Raw genomic sequence first — 24,698 nt, forward strand, 5'->3', positions numbered from 1 at the left:
TAAATTGAATGTTATATCCTTCAATTGATAAACTACTTGAAATTGGTAGCAAGTATTCGCTAGTTGTTGCTTCGTCCATGAGAGCAAGATCTCTACGTGACGGTGCAAAATCAGATTTGAAAGGTCAAAAGTCTCACAAACATGTTGGTGTTGCGTTAGAAGAACTTTACGGCAACTATATCGGTTTTGAGAAAACTGAGACGGAGATAGAAAAGTAAACTGCTATACCTAACAACTGACGTCATCGGAGAAATTCGGTGGCGTCAGTTGTTTATTACCAGTTCGACTTTGGACATCCTCCATACGACTTATTAATAGTCAAATAATGGCCAACTTAAAAATCTTAGACTCTGCCGGTTCCAATTGAACGCTTATATCTCCTGTTGACTGAAGGGCCGTTTTCTCCCAAAGATCATGCAGCCAATACGTCGCATTTTTGGGCATGCCCAAACGTGCAATGGATATTTGTTTCTCAATCATTGCATCTTTATTAAAGTTAAACGCGGCTATAAAACAGTCGTTATCCGCCATTAAGAAAAACACACTATCAGAAGCAGCATCTGTATTTCCCTCAACTGGAACAAAGCTTTTTCCTGTCTCTGCAATTTGTAGTAGCTCAGGTCGACTTAACCAGTCCTCTGCCCTAGTTCTTGCTTCCTCATTTCGGAAATCATCCCCCATGAGGAGAACCGTCCCGGCTATTAAGGAAGCATTCAGACGACTTCTACCTTCCTGTATCATCGTAGGTTCTTGGTTGAAGCTTTTATAGAGTACAGTATGGTCCGGATCATTGTAAGGGAAGAGCGTCCCATTCATCCACCAACCATATGTGAGTGAATTCAACATATACTCCGTATCTTCCAGTGTACCAAAAGCATCACATGAAATGCGCCTGCTATGAGCGTATTGATGTGGAAACATCGGTGCGATAGACAAATTTATAAAGAATGGTCGCCCGATAACCATAGGATCAAGCCTGGTCTTGATTAACGCCATACCAAGGTTGTACGCTTGAAGTCCTGTACGAACTTCTTTATCGAAATGCATGCCTTCCAATGCACCGTGTCCAAGGAAGTCGAGTTTAATATACTCGAAGCCCCAACTTACAAACCGTTCAAGATACCACTCCGTTCGCATCAGATTGCCAGGGTGGGAAGGATCAATCGCAAGCCCTCCGTCCAACTCAGGTAAAATTTGCCCTTGATCATCTCTTAGCAGAAGATCTCGGTAGGTATATTTGCCATCAGTACCTTCCACAACTCGATCGAAATCTTTCCCCCAGAATGCAAAAGGTGTCCAATATATGCCTGGTCTTTGACCATTGTTTCGAACATGACACACGGCGTCCTCGAGCTGCTTCTGGGATAAGTTCGTCCAGAAGGAATCGAAGTTTATATAGACAGTCCCGTGATGATGAAACCCGCCATCGTGCAAACTCTTTAAAAAGTCCGACGTATGGGTATAAAGTTCGTAGTCGAGTTCTCCCCCTGCCGCCGACCAGCTATTCCATCCGAACGGAACGCCATGGTTCCATTGAAGTGGTGGGGCCATCACTGCATTGGCCTTCCCGTATTCCTCAAGTCCTGTCCTGTAATCTGAATACATGCCCACAAAGATGCGCGGTGAAGCAATTGTTTTGCCGATTAGCATACCGTGAGCAATAGTATCGCGCGTGTACTCACCTGCTGCTCCACCATATACCTCCAGATGATGTATGGCGGTTCCTTCACATCCGACTACTTTGATACCGGTTTTCCAAGTATCATGGGTAACAGAACCAACAACTAACCCATCTCTCGATACAGGTTCAAAAATAGCCGTTACCTCGTAGCTTTCCAGCTGATTCGGCATGGCGACAGATTCGTAACGAACCCATTTGTCATTATCAAAAGGCACCAACAGCGCACGTAGTTCCTTTTCCTCCATGTCCAAAGAAATCGCTGATGATCCCTTAGCTGGATTAACCGTCAGTGGTGAAATATAGTTCGTCTCCAAAGCTTCCGATTCACCTTCCAGCTCGACTTGAATGAAAAAATATGGTGCTTTTTCATATAGCCAATAAATCTGCTTCATATCCGGAAGCGGCTCAGCGGAATGAATCACAGAGAAGCAACAGCCCGTGCCGAAATCATCTTGGATCATTTGCGTTCCGGCCAGTTTGTGCTCCGAATATTCGGTCGAAGCAAAGTATTTGCCTTCGACCCGCGCTGCACTGTAGGCACTGCTCAAGCGGCTCCCGGAATCCCATTCATATTCAGTTAATCCGCTTGCCAAATCAACAACAATTCGGCACAACCCATTTTCTACAACCACTTGCCCGTTTAACTCTTGAAAGATAATCGTACTGGCTATCATCATTATTCGCTCCTTCATGCCTATTTAAATGAAGAAGGAAGCCAGAGCAGTCTCTTGGCTTCCTAATCCGTCTCTTACTTCCAAAGATCCATGCGTTTCTTATAGTTGTCGTTGATGATTTTCTCCACTTTCTCATCGCCTGCTGTCTTCATATCGGCAAGCATTTTATCGAACAGTGCAGCTGCATCCGTTTCCGTTTTGGAAATGATCACTTTCGTAATGGTCTGACTCATGATATCTGAAATTTTCTGACTGACGAGCGCATCCGGGGTACCGCCGGCAGGGCCGAGATTATCATACGCCGCTGTTTCCCACACTGTATCGGACAAGTTCTTCAGTGCCATCTGGTCGATCTCGTTACGTGAGTAACGTCCCGGCAAATCATACGGCGTACCATCGGAGCCTTTACCGTTCTTCACGAACCAAGTCCATTTGCGAATACCTGTTTTCTTCGCATAGTTATCCCAATCGTCTTTGAAACCTTGAAGAACTTCTGGACGCGGTGTATGTTTACCGTCCTTCTGATCCCAGTGCACTCCCTCAATTCCCCACATCAGCAGGTATTGCCCTTCTTCGCTAGCTAGGAAGTCAATGAGTTTCATCGTTCTTTCCGGATTTTTATTCGTCTTTGTAATTGCAATTGCATCCCAACCAAGCGAGCTTTTTGGCCCTAAGGTCGTTTTTGCAGGGTCAACGCCTGGTCCGACAATTTTATACGGGTAAACCTGCTTCTCAATGCCGCCTTCTTTCTTCAGCACACCGTTAGGCGTGCCGAAATCCCAATAAGCGCCAGGTGATGCAAATACAAGACCTTTGGAAATTTTCTGCTCCCACGTTTGCTTCTTATTAACAGGCCATTCTGGATCAATTAAACCTTCACGGTACAACTTATTGATATACATCAGCATGTCCTTATATTTCGGATCCTTCACATCATATTTCAGCGTTCCATTATCTTCGTAGTACACTCTCATTCCCCACATGCCTTTAAACGTTCCGAGCACAGCGCCCATGTTTTCACCGTTGAAGCTCATCGGGTATACATCTTTGCCATCCACCTTACCAAGCTTTGTTTTAAAATCCTTCAGTAGAGCTTCGAATTCATCTGTCGTGAACGGCTTTCCGCCTTCAGCTTTGTCTGGAGCAATCTGTTTCAGCCAATCCTTCCGCATATTTATGCCGAATACAGGTTCATTCTCTTGGCCGTACCAGTTAGAAAGATAATAGTTTTTACCATCGGTAAAACGCGTCTTTTTCAAAGTGTCCCCATACATTTTCTGAACGTTAGGACCGAATTTCGCAATGAGATCATCCAGTGGAATAATGGCCCCTGCGGCTATGTACTTACTAACGATATCTCCGCGGTCCATTAGAACAAGATCCGGCAGATCGCTGCTGGCGAGCATCAGATTCAGCTTTTCGGAAGGATTACCGGTTGGCTGCTGAATTTCAATCGTGACTCCCGTTCGTTTCGTAATTTCCTTAGCAACTTCATTGGTAAACGCATCACCCGTATTTTTATCAAAAAAAGTCATTTTGATCGGTGTCATATCATTTGCTTTGTTATCGGTTGTGGCTGCTGGCTTATCACTGGAGGAAGCTGTATTTTCTTTGGTCGTACAACCAGCAATGACTGAACCCATAAGAACCGCTGAAATCAGCACATTGAACGTTTTCTTCGTATTGAACATGAAATAAAATCCCCCTTGACTGAATGTATTTGAAACATATGCATGCATGACTTACTAGGATATCGTCCTAACGTATACGAATGCGCCCAACCACCACCTTTCAGAAATGAGAACCTGATTTAGGCTTTTACTGCTCCAACCGTCATCCCTTTGACAAAATACTTTTGCAGGAACGGATACACGATAACAATCGGGAGCGTTGCGACGATCGTTGCCGCCATGCGGATCGAATCCGACGATACGGCGAGACGTTTGGCCGAATCCGCCATTTGCTGCGCATCCGACACCATAGATGACGTCTGATACTGATTCAAAATTTTGACCAGAACCGCCTGTAAGGTCTTCAATTCGGGCTTATACGTGAATACATAGGAATCGAACCAAGAATTCCAGTGACCGATCGCCGTAAACAAACCTATTGTTGCAAGCACTGGCGTTGTTAAAGGCAATATGATCATAACGAAGATTTGCAGATCGTTCGCACCGTCTATCTTCGCTGATTCATCTAATTCCCCAGGAAGCTGTTGAATAAATGTACGTACCAATATCATATAGAATACATTCATAAGTCCTGGTGCAATGTACACCCAGAAGGTATCAATAAGGTGCAGGCTCTTTAGAATCATATAGTAAGGGATTAAGCCGCCGCCGAAGTACATCGTGAATATGAAGAACAGTGTAATGAATTTACCACCGACCAAATCACGCTTACTCAGCGGATAAGAAAGCAGACAGATGACCAGAACAGCGAGTGGCGTGCCAATCAGTGTACGTGCTATCGTCACTTTGAGCCCATTAATGATTTCCTGATCGCCTAGAATCTGTGCATAGCTTGTCAGGGAGAAATCTCTTGGCCAGAAATAAACGCCGCCCCGGATCGTATCTTCCGCACTATTTAGAGAAAGTACAAGAATGTTCCAGAAGGGGTAGAACGTTGCGATAAACATCAGTAAGAGGAACCCATAAACGAACCAAGCGAAGAAAACATCGCCTTTCGATTTTGTTCTCATGTAAACCCACCCATTCTTATCTTTTCTTAGTTAGAACAATGACTGCTGATTCATTCGCTTGGATAACGAATTGACGCTAACCACGAGGATGAAGGCAATGACTGATTTGAACAACCCTACAGCAGCTCCATAAGAAAACATGCCATTTTGCAACCCGTAACGGTACGTATAGGTATCGATAACATCCGAATATTTCAAGATCGTGTTATTTTGCAATAAATACTGCTGATCGAACCCCGCGTTCAAAATACCCCCTATTGATAAAATAGCCAGAATGACAATCGTAGGGCGTAAAGACGGAAGTGTTACATGGAACATTTGGCGCATGCGACTGGCCCCGTCAACTCTTGCTGCTTCATATAGTTCGGGATTGATAGCGGCTATTGCTGCCAAATACATGATTGCATTAAATCCCATATCCTTCCACATATTCGAGACGGCAATGATCCCCCAGAAATAATGACCATTTTGGAAAAATTGCACCGGTTGCTCTGTGATGTGCAGGAGCATCAATATCTTGTTGATCAGCCCCTGTGAAGAAAGCAGTGTGATGATGATGTTTGCTGCTATGACCCAAGAGATAAAGTGAGGTAAGTAGGATACCGTTTGCATCACTTTTTTGAATAAACCCGTTTTCACCTCATTGAGCATTAAAGCCAGCAGGATGGGGGCCGGAAATCCGATTAACAGCGATAAGAAGCTTTGCGCAATCGTATTCCGCATAATGATATAGAAATCACCGCTAGTAAAAAAGTACCGAAACCACTCGAAACCGACAAACTTACTTGTAAAAAACTGATGAAAAAATGAACCTCCGCCGGGCGAGTAATTGATAAACGCCATGTATAAGCCGAACATTGGACCATACGAGAATAATAGGGTAGAGATGAAAGCCGGCAGGATCATGACGTATAAGTATTTTTGGCTCTTCATCCTTCTGAGTCGCGCTTCCATGTGGTTAACCCGCCTTTTCCAGGCTGCGACGGCTAATGCCGCTCGATCACAACCATCATCATTTTGTATATTCTCATTATAGGAATGGGCAATTAACAATTCTATACAAACATCCTCCGAAACGTATTCCAAATGAACGATCCTTGGGTTTGGTCATTGTTTATTTGAGCTATACGTTTTACAATAAATGGTGTTATAACTGGCGTTTAGAAAGGTGGTAGCGCTCTCAATGTACAGCATACTGCTAGTAGACGATGAAAAAATGGAGCTCGAGATGCTCGCTGATTACGTTCGCTGGGGTGACATGGGTATTCGTGTCGCTGGCACAGCGAAGAACGGAAGAGAAGCGCTTCAGCGCATGGAAGAACTTCGACCTGATATCATATTAACCGACGTCCGTATGCCTGTTATGGATGGCCTGGAATTCAGCAGGCGAGCCAAACAGATCAATCGCAATGTCCAAGTCGTATTCCTAAGTGGTCATGATGAATTCCACTATATTAAAGCAGCGCTGTCCGTTGAAGCGATCGGCTATTTGTTGAAGCCACTTGATATGGGAGAGCTTCAACTTTTAATGGAGAAAGTGAAACAGAAGTGTGAGGAATTCCGGATTTCCTCTCAGACCTCGGAAGTCCTCAAAGAATCCTATCTGAGAGAGCTGGTGCAGGAAAGTAGTCCTCTGGTTAGATCCCAATGGATCGAGAAACTAGTCTTGCTGCCATCTTCGATCCCTTCAAGCGGTCTTTTTCAATTGATCTACCTAACTATTGACCCTGTTAACCATTATGGTGTGGAGCTCGTAACACAGATCCGCAATTTCGCACAGGCGGAAATCCCTCGTTCCTTTCTCTGTCAAATGAAAGAAGGAACCTTCCTACTTCTCTGCCACAAGCAAGATACAGCGTCACTCGAGCTATACCATGCAGCGGAGCAACTGATTCGCTATATCAACGACAATAATAACGTGATCATTTCAATCGGTGTCTCCGACATACAGATGGGCTTGGACAGCCTATACGAACTATATGTCGGCGCCAAACGAGCGAATGAAAGCAAGTTTTATTACGGCTTGGGGACATGTACAAGGGCCGATCAAGCTGTCGAGCCGGTGTACAAAGAGGTGAACCCTGAACAGGCAATTGCTTCACTTTGTCATGCTATTTCCCATTTACAAGAAGCTGCCGCCAGCACTGTTATTCAAGACTTCTTTAACGAATTGCGCACCTCCAAGGTCGATCGAGACCTAGTCTGCTCAAGCTCATTGCGCCTTATTACCGCCATCGAGCAGCATTTCACCAATATTATCGGTGGTGACTCCGTGAATGCCATGTATGTCGACGATTGGAAGGGGATAGCCACTTATTCAACCATCAATGAAATTGAAAATCACATTTTGGGTGTCTGTCATGCCATCCTCTCCCTTATGAAAGAAAAGGACAAGGACAAGAATCTTTATATTATTCATCAAATTACTCATCTTATCGACAACAGCTTCAGCAGACAGTTAACCATCGAGGATCTTGCGAAACAAGTGTATCTGTCACCCAATTACGTACGAACTTTATTTAAGGAAAAAACGGGAGAAACGATATTGGAATATTTGACACGCATACGCATTCATCATGCAGCTGAGTTACTAAAGGATAAATCCAAAAAAATCCATGAGATTGCTGCATCCGTTGGATACGAAAACGTCTCTTATTTCTGCTCCGTATTTCAAAAGTTCAAAGGAACGACACCTAACGAATACCGGAAAAAACTTTTATGAAACAGAGACGATTGCCATGGCCACTCCGATTTGTAGCCAAAACGTTTCTTAATCTCAATTTGAATCGTAAATTATTCGCCGTCTTTTGCATCGTTTCAATCTTACCCTTATTGTTTTTCGTCAAATATTCCTATGACACGACCAAACAGGAGTTAACGACACAAATATACTCCAATATGATTGCAACAACCGATCAAATTAACACGAACTTGGAAACGAAACTTGATTCCTATTCGAAAATATCAGCTTCTATTTATTTGGATAATACGTTACGTCTGCTATTGATCAAAGATTACTCTGAAGACGAAACAGAGTACGTGGATTCCTACATTTACTTCAATAATGTAATGAAAAATGTATTGGCAACGAATCCCGATATTCGGGCGGTATCCATCTACATAAGCAATACCACATTTCCTGCGGATAGCGTATATATTAAGCGAATTGATGCTGCAGCCAAAGCAACCAATTGGTACGCGTCTATCGCCAACTCTCATGGTAATGTGACTTACAGTGTTTCCACAAATACAGATGCCACTGAGCCTGTATTCACCCTTGCGCGATTGCTCAATAACAACAGCCTTAACTTTCCTTACGGTATTCTTACGTTCGAAATTGCCGAAGCCGACATCTATCGGCTCATGGAGAAAGAAGATAAACATAAAGATATTTATATCGTCAATGAGAACGGCAATATTTTATCCAACCGCAATAAAGCGTATCTGAATCAAAATATCGACACCTTGATCCCCGGTACTTTCGGTGAGAACCAATCAGGAAGCTTTGACAGCATATACAATGGTGAAAAATCGCTCGTCGTTTACAATACGATTAAAAATGGCTGGAAAACGATTTCCGTTATCCCCTACAAGAGCTTCATGACGAATACTCAAAAAGCCTCTAAACGAGTTCTACTCATGGCTTTAAGCAGTATAGCGATCTCCGTTGTTTTAATTTATATAACCTCACGGTTCTTCACCAAACGAATCGAATCCCTGCTTCAAGTCATCCGACGGGTAGAAAGGGAAGATTTTAATGTCAACATGACGTTTATGGGGCATGACGAAATTGGACAGCTATCCTTTGCCTTCCAAAAGATGACAGGTCGCCTCAAAGAATTGATCAATGAGGTCTACAAAAAGGAAATTGCAAAAAAAGAAGCGGAAATGAACATGCTGCAAGCCCAAATCAATCCGCACTTTTTATATAACACGCTGGCTTCTATCTCGGCATTAGCCATTAAGCATGGGGATAACAGAATTAACGAAATGGTCTCGCACCTCGCTAAGTTTTATCGAATTTCATTGAATAAAGGAAAAATGATATTACCCATCAGTGAAGAAATCAAACTCACGAAGTATTACCTTGCCATTCAACAACATCGATTTGAAGGACTGCTTCGACTCCATTATGACATTGATGATTCTGTCCTTGTTTATCAGACAGTTAAACTAGCCTTGCAGCCATTTGTAGAGAATGCCATCAATCATGCTGTTTGGGACGATGAAATGGGCATTAATATTATCATTAGGGTGTACAGGGATGATTGTGATATTTATCTGGAAGTGATCGACGACGGGATGGGCATGCGGCCAGAAACACTTGGACTTGCTCTAAATAAAACCGATAACATTTCGGGGTATGGGATTACCAATGTTGACCAGCGGATCAAATTAGCCTTTGGCGACGAATACGGTGTTAATCTGTATAGCAAGTTTGGGATCGGAACGAAGGCGCAAATTCGTATTCCTCTGCACGGTATTCATTCTTAACCATAGTTGAAAAATACGACTAGTGAAACAAAGGGGCTCTTGCGAGAGCCCCTTTCTTTTAGCTATTTACTGGTCTTTTGGATGAAATAATCAATATCGGCAATAAGGATGTCAGAGAATTCTTTAGTGATCTTCTTGCCGGCAGTTAATACTTGCACAAAGATTCGCAGCGCTTTTAATTGCTGGACAGTCGCATCTTTATTATGGCTGCGTACAATCGCCTCCACTTTGGCAAGCAACTCCTTGCCCTTGTCTGATATTGTGATCGAACCATTCGCAACACCGATATTAATGAGATCCATGAAATGATTGGTATCCATCTCTACCTGCAGCGTATACGTATTTGCTGTCACATTGCCGGCCAGATCCGTCCCGATGATCTCAATCACATGGTTTCCAACGGCTAAGGATGCAGGGACAGCTTGAACTGGATTGCCCGAGTTTTTCTTATCCAGTTGAATGTTGCTATTGCCTATGCCGCTTAACGCATCCGTGATCTGAACCGATAGGTTCAACGGATCTGTCTGCCAAATTGTTAATGGACCGTTTATTTGGACAACGGGTGCCGTACGATCGATGCCTACCGTCACTTGCTTAGATGCCTCCACATTGCCGTATCGATCCTTCGAACGATAATGAACGCTGTAAGCACCTTCCGTGGATAGCGTCACAGGTCCATTAACCGTTACCCAATTTCCGCTATTTAGCTGATATTCAGTCAACAGTATGCCGGTGCCTCCCAGTTGATCCACTGCGCTGAAGGTCATCTTGATATCTTTATTGGTAAAAGTGCCGGCACCGCTGATCCCGTCGAAGATGACGTTGGTCGTAGGAGGAACTGTATCTAGCTGAAGCTTAAATAGTTTAGATTCGGCGGGCTTCAGGGTTACATTCAGCATACCGCTCACCTTATCCTCGGCTCCTGTCCATAGATCCGTTCGTAGATAGTTACTGGCGCCATTCAATCCAGCACGGGCCAAATCAATGGACTTCGTCGCAGAGGAAGCTCCGCTATAATTGAAGACAGCCACATAATACGAACCATTGTGATTCAAGACGAAGGTCTCGGCCGCATTCGCTCCCGTATTTCCTTCCACTGCTTGGAAAGCCTTACCTAGTATAGCGACTTGGTTGATTGCCTTGTTTGTCAATAATTCGTTCATGTAGGCTTGTGCGGTCTCATTATGAACGTCATCCGAATTCAAGAAAACGGTACCCGAAATAACGGCGGAATTTACTCTGCTGCGCGCCTCATCCATGGAACTTGCCCTCGACAACGACATATGATCTGGGTCGGTGTAAGGATAAATCGTTCCGTTCTGCCACCAACCATAGGTGAGCGAGTTCAGCTCATATTCAGTTTCACTGATTTTGCCATATACATCACAAGATATTCGACGGCTGTGCGCATATTGACTAGGAAATAACGGCGCAATCGATTCGCTAATGAACATGCTGCCATTTATGACATGATTCACGTACGCCATCCCTTGATTATAAGCTTGAATACCGGTGGTTACAGTCGGGTCGGCATGCTTCCCTTCTAAAGAACCGTGTGTTAAGAAATCCAATTTAATATACGTGAAACCTAAAGCCTTAAATTTACCCAAAAAATAGTCCATTCGTGCCTTCGTACCCGGATGAGTTGGATCAAGTGCATAGGCGCCATCCAGCGTAGGTAAGATTTTCCCCGTGCTATCTCTCAGTACGATGTCTCCGTACGTATATTGATTGTTCGTCCCCTCAACCGTCTGACTCATATTCGTGCCCCAGTAGACGAAGGGTCCCCAATAAATACCGGCTTGCTGACCATTTTGGTGAATGGTTGTCACCGCATTTTGCAGCTGAGTATCTGTTAAATTATCCCAATAGGAGTCTAAGTTAATGTAGAGTGAGCCCTTATTGTTAAAAGATTTGTTTTGTAGGTGCTCCTTGAAATAATTCGACGTGTCGATGACATCTTGGTAGGTGAGATCGCTGCCGTAGGCTCCCCAACTGTTCCAGCCAACCGGAACCTCGTGGGCAACTGAGCCCTGGAAGCTTAATGGCGGAGTAAACACGGCGTTCGCACGCCCGTATTCCTCGAGACCATCACGGTAGTCGGCAAAGTAGCCGACAAACATAGTTGGCGATGTTACTTCCGTACCCGAAATGCTTCCGTGAGGCACAGTATCGTGTGTAATGTTGGATGATGCTCCGCCATACACCGTGAGGTTGTTCAATTTATTATTGGAACCGTTCCAGGAAATACCCGTCTTCCACATATCATGCGTGACAGAGCCGATCACGAGACCATTCCGATTCGCATTATTGTAAATAGCCGTTACTTCATAACCCGTGTTCGACGTGTTGATCGATTGGGCTTTATACCGTATCCAATTATCATTATCAAAAGGGACAAATAGCGCTCTATTATCCGCATAGCTGCCAATATCCACGCCGCCACTATTGTTCACAACAATAGGTGCTATGGTATTCGTCGTCATGGATGCGGTGTTAGCCGCTTTTAACTGAGTCAGGAAGAAGTTCTTCCCTTCATACAAGGTATAGACTTGATGAAGCGTAGGTTTACCAGGCGATTCGTTAATGACGGTAAAACGAACTCCTACGCCGAAACCGTCATGAACGGGGACGATCGCCGCGTCTGATAAGGTATGCTGTGGATAACTCTTGCTAGTGACGAGCTCGCCCAATTGTAGGCTGCCGTAAACGCCTTTTACAATTTTGGCATCCTTCCATGAATAATCGGCCATGCCGCTATCCGTATGGTACGTAATAGTCGTATCACCATTCGAAAAAGTCGCGCCATACGTATAATGTGTTACGGTAATGGCACCGTACTGCTTGGACTCGCTTGGTTCGCCAAGACTGCTGTCGACATAATCGTCATCGCCAGGATTCTGTTCAATCTTCGGACCGACGACGATTTTATCCAAATCCGGGGAGTAGCCGTTGCCGTCAGCGAACTGGATCGTGTTGCTGCCAGCCACTAGAGCCAAAGGAATCACATACGTATTCACCGTGTTCCAGTCCGGTGTTTTGGGAAAATCATAGGTCTCCGACGTTCCACCATTTGCACTGACTTGTATAGAGCGAGGATCGCCAGAAATATAAGAAACCGTTACGTGATAATTCCCTGTTGAAGCCACTTCTACCCCATTAAATTGCAGGGAGCTGCCTTGATATAAATTGCCGACTTTCTTGCCTTCCGAGCAGCTGCTGCAATTTGAAATGTTTGCTTTGCCACCAAGTGTGTTCGTGGAAGCTTCTGCTTCATAGGTTACACTTTTGGGGGATACAGAGATCTTATCGATATCCGGGGAATACGAATTGCCATCAGACAAGATAATCGTATTGCTGCCCGCCTGTAAAGTAAGATCGACGTCAAACGTGCCGACCGTATTCCAATCAGTCGTTTTCGGCAGATCATACAGCTCGAATGCCCCTCCGTTAGCACTGACTTGAACAGACCTAGGATCACCGGAAATATAGGAAAGCCTCACCGAGTAGATACCGGGAGCATTCACTTGGATTTGATTGAATTGTAATGCGCTTCCTTGATACAAATTGCCGACTTTCTTGCCTCCTGAACACGAGCCGCAATTAGACACCGAAGCTTTGCCTGTTAGCAAATTAATAGCAGACTCCGCTTCGTAATTCTGAGCGAAAACCGGAGGTGGGTCACCTCCTCCACCATCTCCAGGATTCTGTGTACCTGCGGGAGTAATCAAGATTTTATCAATGTCCGGCGCATACCAATTACCGTCGTCAAACACGATGGCATTCTCACCAGCGTTGAGTTGAAGCGTAATATCAAAAGTGCCAACCGTGCTCCAATCCACCGTTTTGGGCAAATCGTAATTTTCCGCACTCCCACCATTTACACGGATGTTCACCGAACGGGGATCGCCGGATATATAAGAAACCGACATCTTGTAACTTCCAGCTTCGTTCACAGTTACGCCGTTAAATTGCAACGAACTTCCTTGATAGAGACCGCCTACCTTCTTACCTCCGGAACATCCGGTACATTCAACCACTGATGCGTTTCCACTTAGGATATTAACTGTCGCCTCTGCTTCGTAGGTTTGACCTTCCGCATACGCGGTTTGAACGCCAATACCCGCGTTGGCTGGCAACGCGACTAACATAAGCATGAACACAATTAGCCATTTCGCGATCCTATCTCTCATAACATCTCTCCTTGTACAATGAATTTACATTCATGTCTATTATAGGAATGAAATCGAGGAGATCTCTACGCGATTATCTTCAGATATATAACGTTAATTAACAGTCTTTTTAAATGATCAGTTAAATATAGAGGATCTTATTGTTGTGTTGAATAAATCCAAATGAAAACTCAAATCCATACCCTACTTCACTTCCTAATCCCGAGAACTGAAAACCCTATATTGTCCCAAAAATAGCAAAAGCGAAAAATAGCCTTTCAAAGAGAGGTTCCAAATAAAATAGGCCTTAAAGCTGACATTGGTGTCTATATACATATTTGTAGAATTTATGGTCCATATTATAACAAATGTTATTTTCAAAGGTAGGTACTTACATGGGGAGCTTTCGAACAAAAATCAAAAAAATTATCCTAAAGGATTCAGATACAGATTCTAGGAATCCACATCATATGCATAAGTCGAATAATAATATAAAAGCTTCTAATGAAAAAACAATAACAGAAGCTAATATGGAAAAGACACTTGCGAAATTCGGGGATAGTTTTGACCTTGTTCATCGTTCATTTCATCAAGGTACTATTCACCTTATATATTTAAATTCATTAGTAGATTCCAACACATTAGAGTGGGAAATACTTTCACCATTAAGAGAAATGTCATTCAATGATTTCGGAAATTCCCTTCAACAATCCCTTTATAAACGAGTAAATAATCAAGAGGAAATCATACAAGGAATATTAGACGGCAATGTGACAATGTTCACTGGGGAGTATACCTATTTAATAAATGTGTCTGGATTTGAAGAACGTGCCATTTCACAATCTGAAACAGAAACTGTAATCAGTGGGCCACATGACTCTTTTAATGAGGCATTAAAAACGAATGTATCGTTGATTAGAAGACGAGTCAGAAGTTCTCGCTTAAAAATGATTACGTTATCTGTCGGGGAAATTTCAAGAACAAAAGTTCTTATCATCTATATTGAGGGTATTGCAAAAATGGATGTTGTGAATCAGCTGAAAGAAAGGATTCAATCGATTAAAGTTGATTCCATAACTGACTCCAATGTTTTGGTTCAAATGTTAGATGATCATCAAAACTCCCCATTCCCTCAATTTTATACCACGGAAAGACCAGATATTGCTGTGACAAAACTATATGCTGGAAAGATAATTGGACTTGTCGAAGATAGTCCAAACATTTTTTGTACGCCTTCCAGTTTCTCTGATTTTTTCGAGTCACCAGATGACTATAATCAGCGTTGGACTATAGGAACAGCGGTTAGGATTCTACGATACTTTGCTTTATTTATTACCTTAGTACTTACAGCTTTTTATGTCTCTATTTGTACGTTTCATTACGAAATGATTCCACAATCCCTACTACAAAGCCTTATGCAGTCTAGAAGTAGAGTGCCTTTTGCACCTTTCGTTGAAGCTATGTTTTTAGAAATAGTAATTGAACTTTTAAGAGAGGCGGGTGCGAGGCTGCCTACAAAAATTGGTCAAACAATTGGCGTAGTAGGCGGTATTGTGATTGGCCAAGCAGCTGTTGAAGCTGGGGTTACCAGCAATATCTTAATCATTGTTGTTTCTGTATCGGCGATAGCTTCATTCATAGTACCCAGTTATATTATGAGTTCTTCCGTTAGAATCATTAGGTTCCTATTTATTGTAATGGCAGGGTTTTTGGGTAATATCGGCATTTTCTTCGCATTAGGAATAGTTATCATCCACTTAACCGGGTTAACAAATTTATCAGCACCTTATGTTAAGCCTGTTTCTGCCACCTTCTTCAAAAATTTGATGGAGGGCATTGTGAGAGGGCCTTTTTATAAAATTAAAAAGGAGCAACCGAAACATTCTTTGATGCAAAACGATGGTGAAAATGAGAGGAATTAATGGTGACAATATGAAAGAACGGCTCAATCCACTTCAACTGTCTTTACTTTTCTATAGCATCCAAAATGGGCTTGTCTTGTATACATTACCTCGAGTAACTGCCGAATATTTTGGAACAAATGGCTGGTTAAGTATTATTTTCATTTTCGTACTCGTTAATATGAATATTACGATGATTGCAATAAGTTATAAGCTGGGCAAAGGAAGATCAATATTTGAAATCATAGAGGCAACAGTTCCCAAGTGGGTAATGGTTCCTTTCTATTTGTTTATCATTTGTGTTTGGATTGGAATGGCAAGCATGATTATGAGGGAATATATCTTCATCATGAAAATAATGTTTTATCCAACATTACCTGCCACATTTTTTGTCATATTCTTTACTCTTCTTAGTTTTCTATTATTAAGAGGTGGAATCTACCATATTGCTAAAGCACTTGTGGCTTTATTCTTCGTCGTGATTCCAATGATTGTTTTGCTTTTTTACCTAATTCCAGAATTTGATTTTGCACGTTTCACGCCTTTCATTTTTAAAGGAGATACAGATTTTTTCAAGGGGACTCTTCATGTTTATTCAGCATTCTTAGGTATTGAAGTTTCCATTCTTTTTTTCCCTTTTGTTGAAAAAAAATGGACGAAAGCACTTTTTATTGGAAATATGCTCTCAACGTTCATTTATTTAATTATCACCTGTATAAGCTTTGGCTTTTTTAGCTTCGATCAAATATTAAATGATCTATACCCCGTTATGACATTGTTTGAATATACAGAAGTTTCATTCATTTCACGCGCCGAGAATCTTTGTTTTTGTGTGTATGCCTTCAAGGTATTATCAACAACTATCATTTATTATTGGGGAGCTCAGCAATTTTTCGGGAATATGGTAAAAAGTGTAAAACCTAATGTTTGGATTATTATCATACTAGCAAGCGGTTTTATACTTGCATTGATTCCAGATTCTCTGTTGGATGTTAAAAAATGGTTGAACTTGTTGAGTAATTGTTCAATCGGAATTGCTTGGGCATTACCTATGTTCGTATTATGCAACCTGTCTATTCAAATTCTTAAAAAAAAGATGCCTAGGGAGACAGATCATGCAAAATAAAAAACTTGTATTGATCGCAATATGCTGTTTGTTAGTAACAGGTTGTGCAGAAAGAAATATTATTGAAGAATTGGCCATACTTGAAGCTGGTGCTTACGATTTGTCGGAAAGTGATGTAAATCCAATTAGAACAACAGTCCTTTTTCCCACTGTTACTAAAGAAGGATTGGTTGATACAATGACGCTTACTGCAAATGGTAAATCCGTTCATGATACTTTCCTAAAAATTCAAAATTTAACGAATTTAAAGTTAGTTGGAGGTCAGGGTACGATTCTCTTTGGTGAGGAACTGTTGAAAAAAGGTCTTATCAATGTTGTGAAGTCATTTACAAGGGATCCAGAAATCGGAACTCGCGTTAAATTTGCTATCGTGGAGGGAAATGCAGGGAATTTACTTAAAAAAAAGTTACCCTCTGTCGAAGATAATGCTGAGTTTCTTTACACGTTCTTGGATAAGGCGGGCAAACAAAATAAAGCTTTCATTACAAATAAATATCGTTTTTTAAGAGATTATTATGACGATGGTATTGATCCGGTACTACCCGTTTTTTCATCTGAAGGCGAGAGCATTGAATTAAAAGGATTGGGTATTTTTAAAGGAGATCAATATGTTACACGCCTAACCTTAAGTGAAACACAGATCTTTAATTTATTAATGGGTGACATCAAAAATGGCAGATTAATGATTAATATGAATCCTGAAGAGTCAGGAGAAAATTATCAGCTTTTGTTAAATAATATTAATTCTAAAAATGATAAAAAAATGAACACAGGAAATATGTCGGTCGAAGTCATTTTAGATATAAAAGGAAGCGTCCTTGAATACACAGGCACCATGGATATAACTCAAGAGCAGTATCAAAGAGAATTGGAAAAACAGGTTGAAAAATATATACTAACCAGTTCAGAAAAGCTGTTAGCCAAATTACAAAAAGTTCAAACAGATCCTATCGGAATAGGAAAGGTGGTACGCAATCATTTATCATATGAAAGATGGAACAATATGAACTGGAATATGACTTATTCAAACTTGAATATTAAAGTAAAAGTAAAAGTAGATCTGACTCATATCGGAAAATCAAAATGATCTTAGGTGCATTATGTAACCATTAAAAAATACGAACGTTAGTTGTAAGTGAAGAAACAAAGTAAGGAGTCTATCTCCATTTATGGTGATAGACTCCTTATAGAGGTTTGATGCTATACCTCGCTAAATAGCGCGAGATAGGCACCGTATCCTTTTTCTTCAAGCTCATCTTTTGAAATGAATTTCATGGATGCAGAGTTCACACAGAATCGCAATCCTGTCTCGCCTGGTCCGTCATTAAACACATCACCTAGGAAGGAATCCGCATTTCGACTTCTGACTTCGCACCCAGAAAAGAATCCTTTATTTTTCAGAACAACGTTAGTGGAATCTAGTGGTTTTGTAAAACTCGGCCAGCCTGTACGTGCATCGAATTTATCCTTCGAACTAAACAGCGGCTCGCCTGAAACGATATCTACGTAAATACCCTCAGCTTCATTATCCCAGTATTCATTCTCATACGGCCTCTCGTCCACACCATGCTGGGTTACATTATATTGTTGTTTGGTCAGCGTTTTTAACTTTTCTTCTTTATTAAAATCGCCATGATAACTTTGCTTTGAGTTCGTACTCATGTTTCATCACTCCCATTCCCACATATTTTGTTCCAGATACCGCGGATCGGAGAAGTACTTGTTCATCGTATTCTTTACCGATAAGCGAACTCTCTTGTAATAGTTCTGATGTTCGTCCTCGGCTTTGTAAAATGTTGATGCAGCGGCGACCTTCGTTACAACGGGTTTAGAAAACTGTTTGGATGCATCCAATTCCTTTCGAGATGCTTCCACGATCCCTTTTTGTTCATGGCTTGTGTAAAAAATAGCGGAATGATCGCCAGCATCCGTTGGATCGACGTTTTTCCAGAAGTTCTGGAGCAACTCCCCATACGAAATCACATTCGGGTCATAATGAATCTCTACCGACTCAAGATGGTCGGACGTTTTGGAAACGACTTTTTTGTACGTCGGTTTGTCATCTTTTCCACCCGTGTAGCCGGTGTATACATCTGTAACGCCTTCAAGCTCTCGGAACGACTTTTCCATGTGCCAGAAGCAGCCGCCAGCAAAGATAGCGGTATCTGAAGACGGAGATGAGCTTTCATTATCCGCCGACAAAACATCTTGATCCTCGCTCGTATGCGACCTCAGCGATTTATTCATGCCGTAAATGATGCCTTGGTGATAGGACATGTGCAACGTAGTCGCGTAGATGAGTTCACCGATATTCTGGGCATGCAGGAAATTCTCGCTCACGGGCTCATCCAGTTTATCTTGTAAGGTATCGTGGATATGATTGCGGAGTTCTTTCAAATGAGCGATTAATACGTTCCACTCCGGCGGTTCTTCCCTCCAATCACTTGGTTTCGTACCGTAAGCGAAAAAGCTTTTATAGCTTTCCGGAAGAACTAGATGACGCTTGGAAAGACCAAGCACGTCGAATTGTGCAATGTAAAGAACATGACCCAGATGCCAATGTATGTTGTTTTTATATCCTTCCGGAATGATACTGCGCTTGTCCGGTGGACACTGGTTGCATGCATGTATGAATTGATTAATGTGTTTATCCAATAAGCGCAATGCGAATTCAGCTCTCATTTTATTGTTCCCCTCCCCGAATCAGTTGTTCAAAAAACAATTAATTTCATAAAAAGAGCCCGCAGCTAAAATAATGAGAAGAAATATAATGAATTTTTTTCGCATAGCGGAAAACCCCTTTTTCATGAATTTGTGAATCGCACTTCAAATGTGTAACTATTTAGAATCATTTTATTGGTTACGAATATATCACGAAAAACGAATGATTACAAGTAACCCTCTATATTAAATATGATAGTTACAATATCGATTCGTAAACAAGCAACCCAACTATACTATGGGCTGCATGATTTACCAGATTGATACCAATTAGCTAATCATTTTCCCGCAATCAAAGAATTCGCGGCAGATGACCAAATGATCGGTCAAGCCCATTGCGTCATTGGTGCTACTGACCTCATCTATCTTTTTGACCATGGCAGTTGCTTCATCAAACATAATCGCACGCCCCACATAAGTAATCGAATACTCCATGACATAATATCCGTTGCCGGTACCTGTTGACTTATTCAAAATCAAGGTAACGTCAGGTGCTGAATCGTCGTCGGCATCGTAAGAATAAATATGAATTTTCCATGTTTTCAAGCAATCAGGACAATCGCAACAATAACAATCCTCATGCTTGAATTTGTCCAGTTCAAACCAGCCTTTTTTCATCCATTCACTTCCTTTACCTTTATGCTCGAAGAGTATAACATGAATAGATTGTAAAAAAAGCTGTGAAAAGTCATGAACTGCCTACGAAAAAAGGCAAAACTTTGGATAGCAAAGCATGATAATTTTCATGCTTCTATGCCAAAAGTCATGCCCATTCAACCCAGTAAATGACGTACTGCAAATAGAGCTACTTGTGTCCTGTCACGAAGCCCCAATTTTGCTATTAAACTAGAAACGTGATTCTTCACGGTACCTTCTGTCAGATATAGCATGCCTGCAATTTCTTTATTATTAAGCCCGCGTCCCAATAAGGCGAGCACATCCTTCTCTCGGTCAGTCAATGGACTTAGCTTCTCTGGCTCTGCTTTACTTAATATGTGTGTCTGATTAGGGTGCCTATCCGACATGGTAATTAATTCTTTGAGCAGCATCGACGTGATATCGTGTTGAAGTACCGTTCCGCCATTGTACACCGTTTGAATGGCACTGATGATCGCTTCCGAGGGCATATCCTTCAGTAAAAAGCCATGAACGCCTTTTTCCAACACCTTCATAATGAGTTCCGCGTCATCAAAAGTAGTTAAAATTAACACCTTCGTCTCGGGATAGTGTTTCAGAATCAATTCCGTACCTTCAACACCATCCATTCCCGGCATTCGAATATCCATCAACACAACATCCGGTCGCAGTTCGGCGACTTTGGCAAAGGCATCTCTACCGTCCTCGGCGGTGCCAACTACCTCCATCCCTAGCTCCAAATTAATGATTGTGGCAAGGCCATCTCGCATCAGCCGCTGATCATCGACAATCAGGATTCTCAAGGATGTCCCTCCATTTCTGTTTGGGCATAGGGAAGCTTCACTTCAACCGAAAAGCCTGTTTTCTGATCGATACCAAAATGTACATCTCCTTCCCACTCCCTCACCCTTTCCCTCATATTCAGTAAACCAAACCCTAGATTCAGTTCGGTAGGCAGTTTGCCATCATTCCGTATGCTTAGTGAAAATTCATTTTCGGCAAAAGCCAGCGAAATGACTGCATGGGCCGCATGGCCATGCTTCTGCGCATTCGTAAGCGATTCTTGTACAATTCGATAAGCCGTTAGTTGAAGATCTCCCGGGAGGGCAACAGGGGTCCCCTCGACTTCAAGAACCGTTTGAACCTTGGCAAATTGGGTGAACTCTTCTGCTATACGGGTCAGGCTTTCTTCTAATGAAGTTGATGTAATCGATTCGTCACGTATGGCCCTTACGGAAAGACGTACCTCTTGCAAGGCAGACCTAACTAAATCTTCACATACCAAGTAGGTTTGTTCGCTGCGTAAAGGATCCATTTTGCTTAGCTTGCGTGCCACTTGCATTTGGACCAACAATGCCGTCAGTTTATGACAAACCGTATCATGGATATCCCGTGCAATACGTACTCTTTCCCTCGCGGCTGCCCACTCTTCCGTCTGGCTTGCATAGGCCTGCAGTTGTTCGTGAGATTGCATCAATTGTGTATACAATTGCATGGTTTCTTTACTTGCCCTTTGATAAAAATGAATCAAATAACTTACTATGCATGCGAACACAATGAACGAAGAGGAAATAAAATAGCTTGTTTTATCAAATCGCCCATACATATACCAATCAATGCTGCCCATCGTAATTAAATAGATCACTAATAAACATATGCCCGTTAGAATCAGCGAACGAGTATTCTTGACAAACATGCAAATTGCTAAAGCCGTAATGCCGTTAAATAAATGATTGGGGATTTGACCGCCAATATACACATAGCCGTAAGAAGCGGTTAACAAGAAATCGATGATTAAGAGGAACAAGAGCCACTGCTTTTTCATTTTGGCATAATACAGATTCACGAAAAGAAAAACGAACACGGAAAGTACAACAAAACTTAATCTCCAAAAGATCGTAATCGAGTTTTCAACATAAAACATGCCTGTCAGAACCAAATCATAAACGAGCTTCAGCCCGAACAGCCACCTCAACGAAGCAGGATTTTTCCAGACCATATCCGTAACTTTCGGGATCATCGATAACTCCCTTCTCATGTGACGCCATGCAAGGGAATTTATACCCTATTGATATAGTCTTAACCAGATTACGTTGTCCTATTAATACCAAGCACAAAAAGACCCACAGCACGAGGCTGCGGGTCTCCGATTTCTAAATGATTATTTCTTAGTGTATCACCTGTTGATTATTATATTGTTGCCCCCACCATGCATCACTAAATCCTCGTGTATAGGCGATGTAAAACATAGCTTCCATTTCTGGTGTAATGCCTGGGTACTTTTTGATTAATTGAACTAACCGTGATTCCATAAGCTCTTTTTCTGCTGGATCCATGATCTTCACCTTTCTTGCTATCCAACCATTAGTTGTTTAGCGCAGCGTCTTGAATGCCGTGCGAAGTTCTGAAGTCACGAACTCTGGCTGCTCCCAAGCTGCGAAATGTCCGCCTTTAGGAAGTTTATTGTAGTGGAGCAGATTCGGATAAGCTTTCTCTGCCCAACTCTTCGGTGCTTCATATAGCTCATCTGGATAGACGCTTACGGCAACCGGAAGTTTAACACCTTTGACTCCGAAGAAGGAAATGCCAGCCTTCCCATTCTCCCAATAGATACGGGATGCGGAAATGCCTGAATTCGTAAACCAGAAGAGCGAGATGTTATCGAGAACATCGTCACGCGTTAAACCTTCTTGGACTCCCGCGAAAGATCTCGCGATCAAGGCAAGACTCTTCCAATCGTGGTCAAGCATAAACGTTGCCAAACCGATAGGTGAATCCACCAATCCAGTCAGCGTCTGCGGGCGAGTTCCCATCATGGACGCGTAGGCGAATTTATTTTCGAGAACTTGCGCACATGCTTTCTTCTCTTCGTCAGAGAGACCGGATGGCAGCGGGTTGCCAGACCAAATCGCCGCGTCAACGTCTGACGGAATGACACCAGCCATGTTGGTGTGAAGGCCGATCAATCCTTTTGGCTCCTGAACACCCATGAAATCAACAACAATCGCACCCCAGTCACCGCCATGCGCCACATATTTCGTGTAGCCAAGGCGAGTCATCAGCTCTCCGTAAGCACTCGCGATGCGTTTAGGATCCCAGCCAGTTGTGGTCGGCTTGCCCGAGAACCCGTAACCAGGCATCGAGGGAATAACCACATGGAAAGCATCCGCTGCACTTCCGCCAAACGCCGTAGGATTGGTCAGTGGTTCAATAAGCTTCATTTGCTCGAAAATCGAACCCGGCCAGCCGTGCGCAATGACGATCGGCATCGCATTTTCATGCTTCGAACGAACGTGGATGAAGTGAATGTCCAGACTATCAATCTCGGTAATGAAATGAGGCATGGCGTTAATCTTAGCCTCAACCTTACGCCAGTCGTAATCATTCGCCCAATAACGAGCAAGTTCCTGAATCGTAGCTAGCTGTACGCCTTGCGATTGATCCGTGACGGTTTCCTTCTCAGGCCATCTAGTCGCGTTAATACGTCTACGCAATTCAATAATTTCTTCCTCCGGAATATGGACATGAAATGGACGAATCGCGTTGTTGTCAGTACTTGGTTGTGTCATTTTTTAATCTCCTTTTGATTGTTTTTTTTGCGTGGATATCGCTAGGAAAGACCGTGATCATAACGGACATGAATAGCACATTTGGGAACTTATCATAGAAAAAAAGTAATGATTCTACCCGGATCTTACGATCCCTCCGCAATTAATGTAACCTTCTAATTAATTTTTATTGGTTACGAAACGTAATATAGCACGAACTATATCGGAACGCAAGTAACTCTCTAAATTCATTTAGAATGTTACTTGTATTTTTTACATAATTTAGAAGACACTAGCTTAGGAATGCTTTGGATGTTACAATAAAATCATTCCACACAAAATAAACGACTACGCCGTCCCTCGAGGACGTATCGCAGTGTTTATGGAGAAATATAGACAAATTAGTATGTGAAACATATAAAATCTATATTTTGAAAACAAGGGAGTTGCGGCGTGATGCTATGGGACGATTTTATGAAAAGCGACTATCACGATTGGAGAGGCACTGGTCATTCCGAAGACCGACTAGACAAGCCAGGATGGTTGGAACAATGGCTGGCTATCCACAACCTTCCCTATCCAGGCGCTCCGTCGACGAAAGAATTGGATGAACTGAGATGGTTGAGGGGGCATATGCGTCGTATCGTTCAGAAGCTGACGGTGCACGAGTCTGCGGATCCCGCGGATCTGGAGGGGCTGAATCGGGCACTGTCCGGTGGACCGATGTATCTGCGTATCGCGGAATCGGATTCAGATTTCCGTCTAGAATCCATCCCTTTACAAGCTGGTTGGTCCCGTATCGGAGCGGAGGTGGCGACTTCCTTCGGTCACATCCTTACCGATTGCGAGCCGTCTCGCTTGCGCATTTGCGAAAATTCAGATTGCCTGGCCGTCTACTACGACGAAACCCGAAACCGTTCCAAACGGTTCTGTGACGATAAATTGTGCGGCAACTTGTTGAAGGTCCGGCGTTTCCGTGCACGCCAAAAAGCCGCCAAAGCTGGCGGCTCCTCGATACCCGAAGTATCCGATATTATTCAGTAA

The 24,698-nt window shown here is 42.6% G+C and carries 19 protein-coding genes; 7 read left to right on the forward strand and 12 right to left on the reverse strand.

The genetic code is table 11. From position 1 onward, the window contains the following. The first annotated feature begins 8 nt into the window (after positions 1-8). Complete coding sequence (gene rpoZ, locus ASL11_RS17455; protein WP_056617267.1) at positions 9-218, forward strand: DNA-directed RNA polymerase subunit omega; 210 nt, start codon at positions 9-11, stop codon at positions 216-218. 100 nt (positions 219-318) lie between these two features. Here the strand turns inward: rpoZ and ASL11_RS17460 are convergent, their stop codons facing one another. From ASL11_RS17460 to ASL11_RS17475, 4 genes are all read right to left on the reverse strand, one after another. After that, positions 319-2,358, reverse strand: coding sequence for an alpha-galactosidase (locus tag ASL11_RS17460; protein ID WP_235550501.1), 2,040 nt, complete (start codon positions 2,356-2,358; stop codon positions 319-321). 71 nt (positions 2,359-2,429) lie between these two features. Next, positions 2,430-4,046 (reverse strand): extracellular solute-binding protein, encoded by a 1,617-nt coding sequence (locus ASL11_RS17465; RefSeq protein ID WP_056617270.1) that lies wholly within the window; start codon positions 4,044-4,046, stop codon positions 2,430-2,432. Positions 4,047-4,165: 119 nt separating this feature from the next. Beyond that, positions 4,166-5,056: a carbohydrate ABC transporter permease gene (locus ASL11_RS17470; RefSeq protein WP_056617273.1), complete on the reverse strand. Its 891-nt coding sequence runs from the start codon at positions 5,054-5,056 to the stop codon at positions 4,166-4,168. Positions 5,057-5,086: 30 nt separating this feature from the next. Then, complete coding sequence (locus ASL11_RS17475; RefSeq protein ID WP_056617396.1) at positions 5,087-6,010, reverse strand: ABC transporter permease; 924 nt, start codon at positions 6,008-6,010, stop codon at positions 5,087-5,089. A 229-nt stretch (positions 6,011-6,239) separates the two neighbouring features. Between ASL11_RS17475 and ASL11_RS17480 the strand changes: the two genes are divergently transcribed. Beyond that, entirely contained in the window at positions 6,240-7,778 is a 1,539-nt protein-coding gene (locus tag ASL11_RS17480; RefSeq protein WP_056617276.1) for a response regulator, read from the forward strand. After that, entirely contained in the window at positions 7,775-9,550 is a 1,776-nt protein-coding gene (locus ASL11_RS17485) for a cache domain-containing sensor histidine kinase (RefSeq protein ID WP_056617279.1), read from the forward strand. The genes ASL11_RS17480 and ASL11_RS17485 overlap by 4 nt, the downstream gene beginning before the upstream one ends. 62 nt (positions 9,551-9,612) lie before the next feature. On the opposite strand, the gene ASL11_RS17490 is transcribed toward ASL11_RS17485, so the two are convergent. Then, positions 9,613-13,743 carry a carbohydrate-binding protein gene (locus ASL11_RS17490; RefSeq protein WP_056617280.1) on the reverse strand — a complete coding sequence of 1,377 codons (4,131 nt, stop codon included), beginning with the start codon at positions 13,741-13,743 and terminating at the stop codon, positions 9,613-9,615. 374 nt (positions 13,744-14,117) lie between these two features. On the opposite strand from ASL11_RS17490, the gene ASL11_RS17495 reads away from it, so the two are divergent. From ASL11_RS17495 to ASL11_RS17505, 3 genes are read left to right on the forward strand one after another with little or no spacing between them, the layout of a single operon-like run. Beyond that, positions 14,118-15,644 carry a spore germination protein gene (locus ASL11_RS17495; RefSeq protein ID WP_056617284.1) on the forward strand — a complete coding sequence of 509 codons (1,527 nt, stop codon included), beginning with the start codon at positions 14,118-14,120 and terminating at the stop codon, positions 15,642-15,644. Further along, entirely contained in the window at positions 15,622-16,749 is a 1,128-nt protein-coding gene (locus ASL11_RS17500) for a GerAB/ArcD/ProY family transporter (RefSeq protein ID WP_056617287.1), read from the forward strand. The genes ASL11_RS17495 and ASL11_RS17500 overlap by 23 nt, the downstream gene beginning before the upstream one ends. Beyond that, the gene (locus ASL11_RS17505; protein WP_056617289.1) at positions 16,739-17,836 is read left to right on the forward strand and encodes a Ger(x)C family spore germination protein; all 1,098 of its coding nucleotides are present in this window, start codon (positions 16,739-16,741) and stop codon (positions 17,834-17,836) included. The genes ASL11_RS17500 and ASL11_RS17505 overlap by 11 nt, the downstream gene beginning before the upstream one ends. Before the next feature lie 113 nt (positions 17,837-17,949). Here ASL11_RS17505 and msrB read toward each other — a convergent pair whose 3' ends face one another. From msrB to ASL11_RS17535, 7 genes are all read right to left on the reverse strand, one after another. Next, positions 17,950-18,411 carry a peptide-methionine (R)-S-oxide reductase MsrB gene (gene msrB / locus ASL11_RS37485; protein WP_056617294.1) on the reverse strand — a complete coding sequence of 154 codons (462 nt, stop codon included), beginning with the start codon at positions 18,409-18,411 and terminating at the stop codon, positions 17,950-17,952. Positions 18,412-18,417: 6 nt separating this feature from the next. Beyond that, positions 18,418-19,431: a peptide-methionine (S)-S-oxide reductase MsrA gene (gene msrA, locus ASL11_RS37490; RefSeq protein WP_056617295.1), complete on the reverse strand. Its 1,014-nt coding sequence runs from the start codon at positions 19,429-19,431 to the stop codon at positions 18,418-18,420. A 309-nt stretch (positions 19,432-19,740) separates the two neighbouring features. Further along, complete coding sequence (locus ASL11_RS17520) at positions 19,741-20,088, reverse strand: hypothetical protein (RefSeq protein ID WP_056617298.1); 348 nt, start codon at positions 20,086-20,088, stop codon at positions 19,741-19,743. Between the two features lie 155 nt (positions 20,089-20,243). After that, positions 20,244-20,909 (reverse strand): response regulator transcription factor, encoded by a 666-nt coding sequence (locus ASL11_RS17525; RefSeq protein ID WP_082595567.1) that lies wholly within the window; start codon positions 20,907-20,909, stop codon positions 20,244-20,246. After that, a complete protein-coding gene (locus tag ASL11_RS17530; RefSeq protein ID WP_056617301.1) occupies positions 20,906-22,126 on the reverse strand; it encodes a sensor histidine kinase in 1,221 nt (406 codons plus the stop codon). The genes ASL11_RS17525 and ASL11_RS17530 overlap by 4 nt, the downstream gene beginning before the upstream one ends. Before the next feature lie 148 nt (positions 22,127-22,274). Next, positions 22,275-22,442, reverse strand: a complete 168-nt coding sequence (locus ASL11_RS36545; RefSeq protein WP_157256961.1) for a hypothetical protein — start codon at positions 22,440-22,442, stop codon at positions 22,275-22,277. Between the two features lie 36 nt (positions 22,443-22,478). Next, entirely contained in the window at positions 22,479-23,675 is a 1,197-nt protein-coding gene (locus ASL11_RS17535; RefSeq protein WP_056617303.1) for an epoxide hydrolase family protein, read from the reverse strand. Positions 23,676-24,110: 435 nt separating this feature from the next. Between ASL11_RS17535 and ASL11_RS17540 the strand changes: the two genes are divergently transcribed. Beyond that, a complete protein-coding gene (locus tag ASL11_RS17540; RefSeq protein ID WP_056617306.1) occupies positions 24,111-24,698 on the forward strand; it encodes a CGNR zinc finger domain-containing protein in 588 nt (195 codons plus the stop codon).

This window comes from Paenibacillus sp. Soil750, from assembly GCF_001428045.1.
GTDB lineage: Bacteria > Bacillota > Bacilli > Paenibacillales > NBRC-103111 > Paenibacillus_E > Paenibacillus_E allorhizoplanae.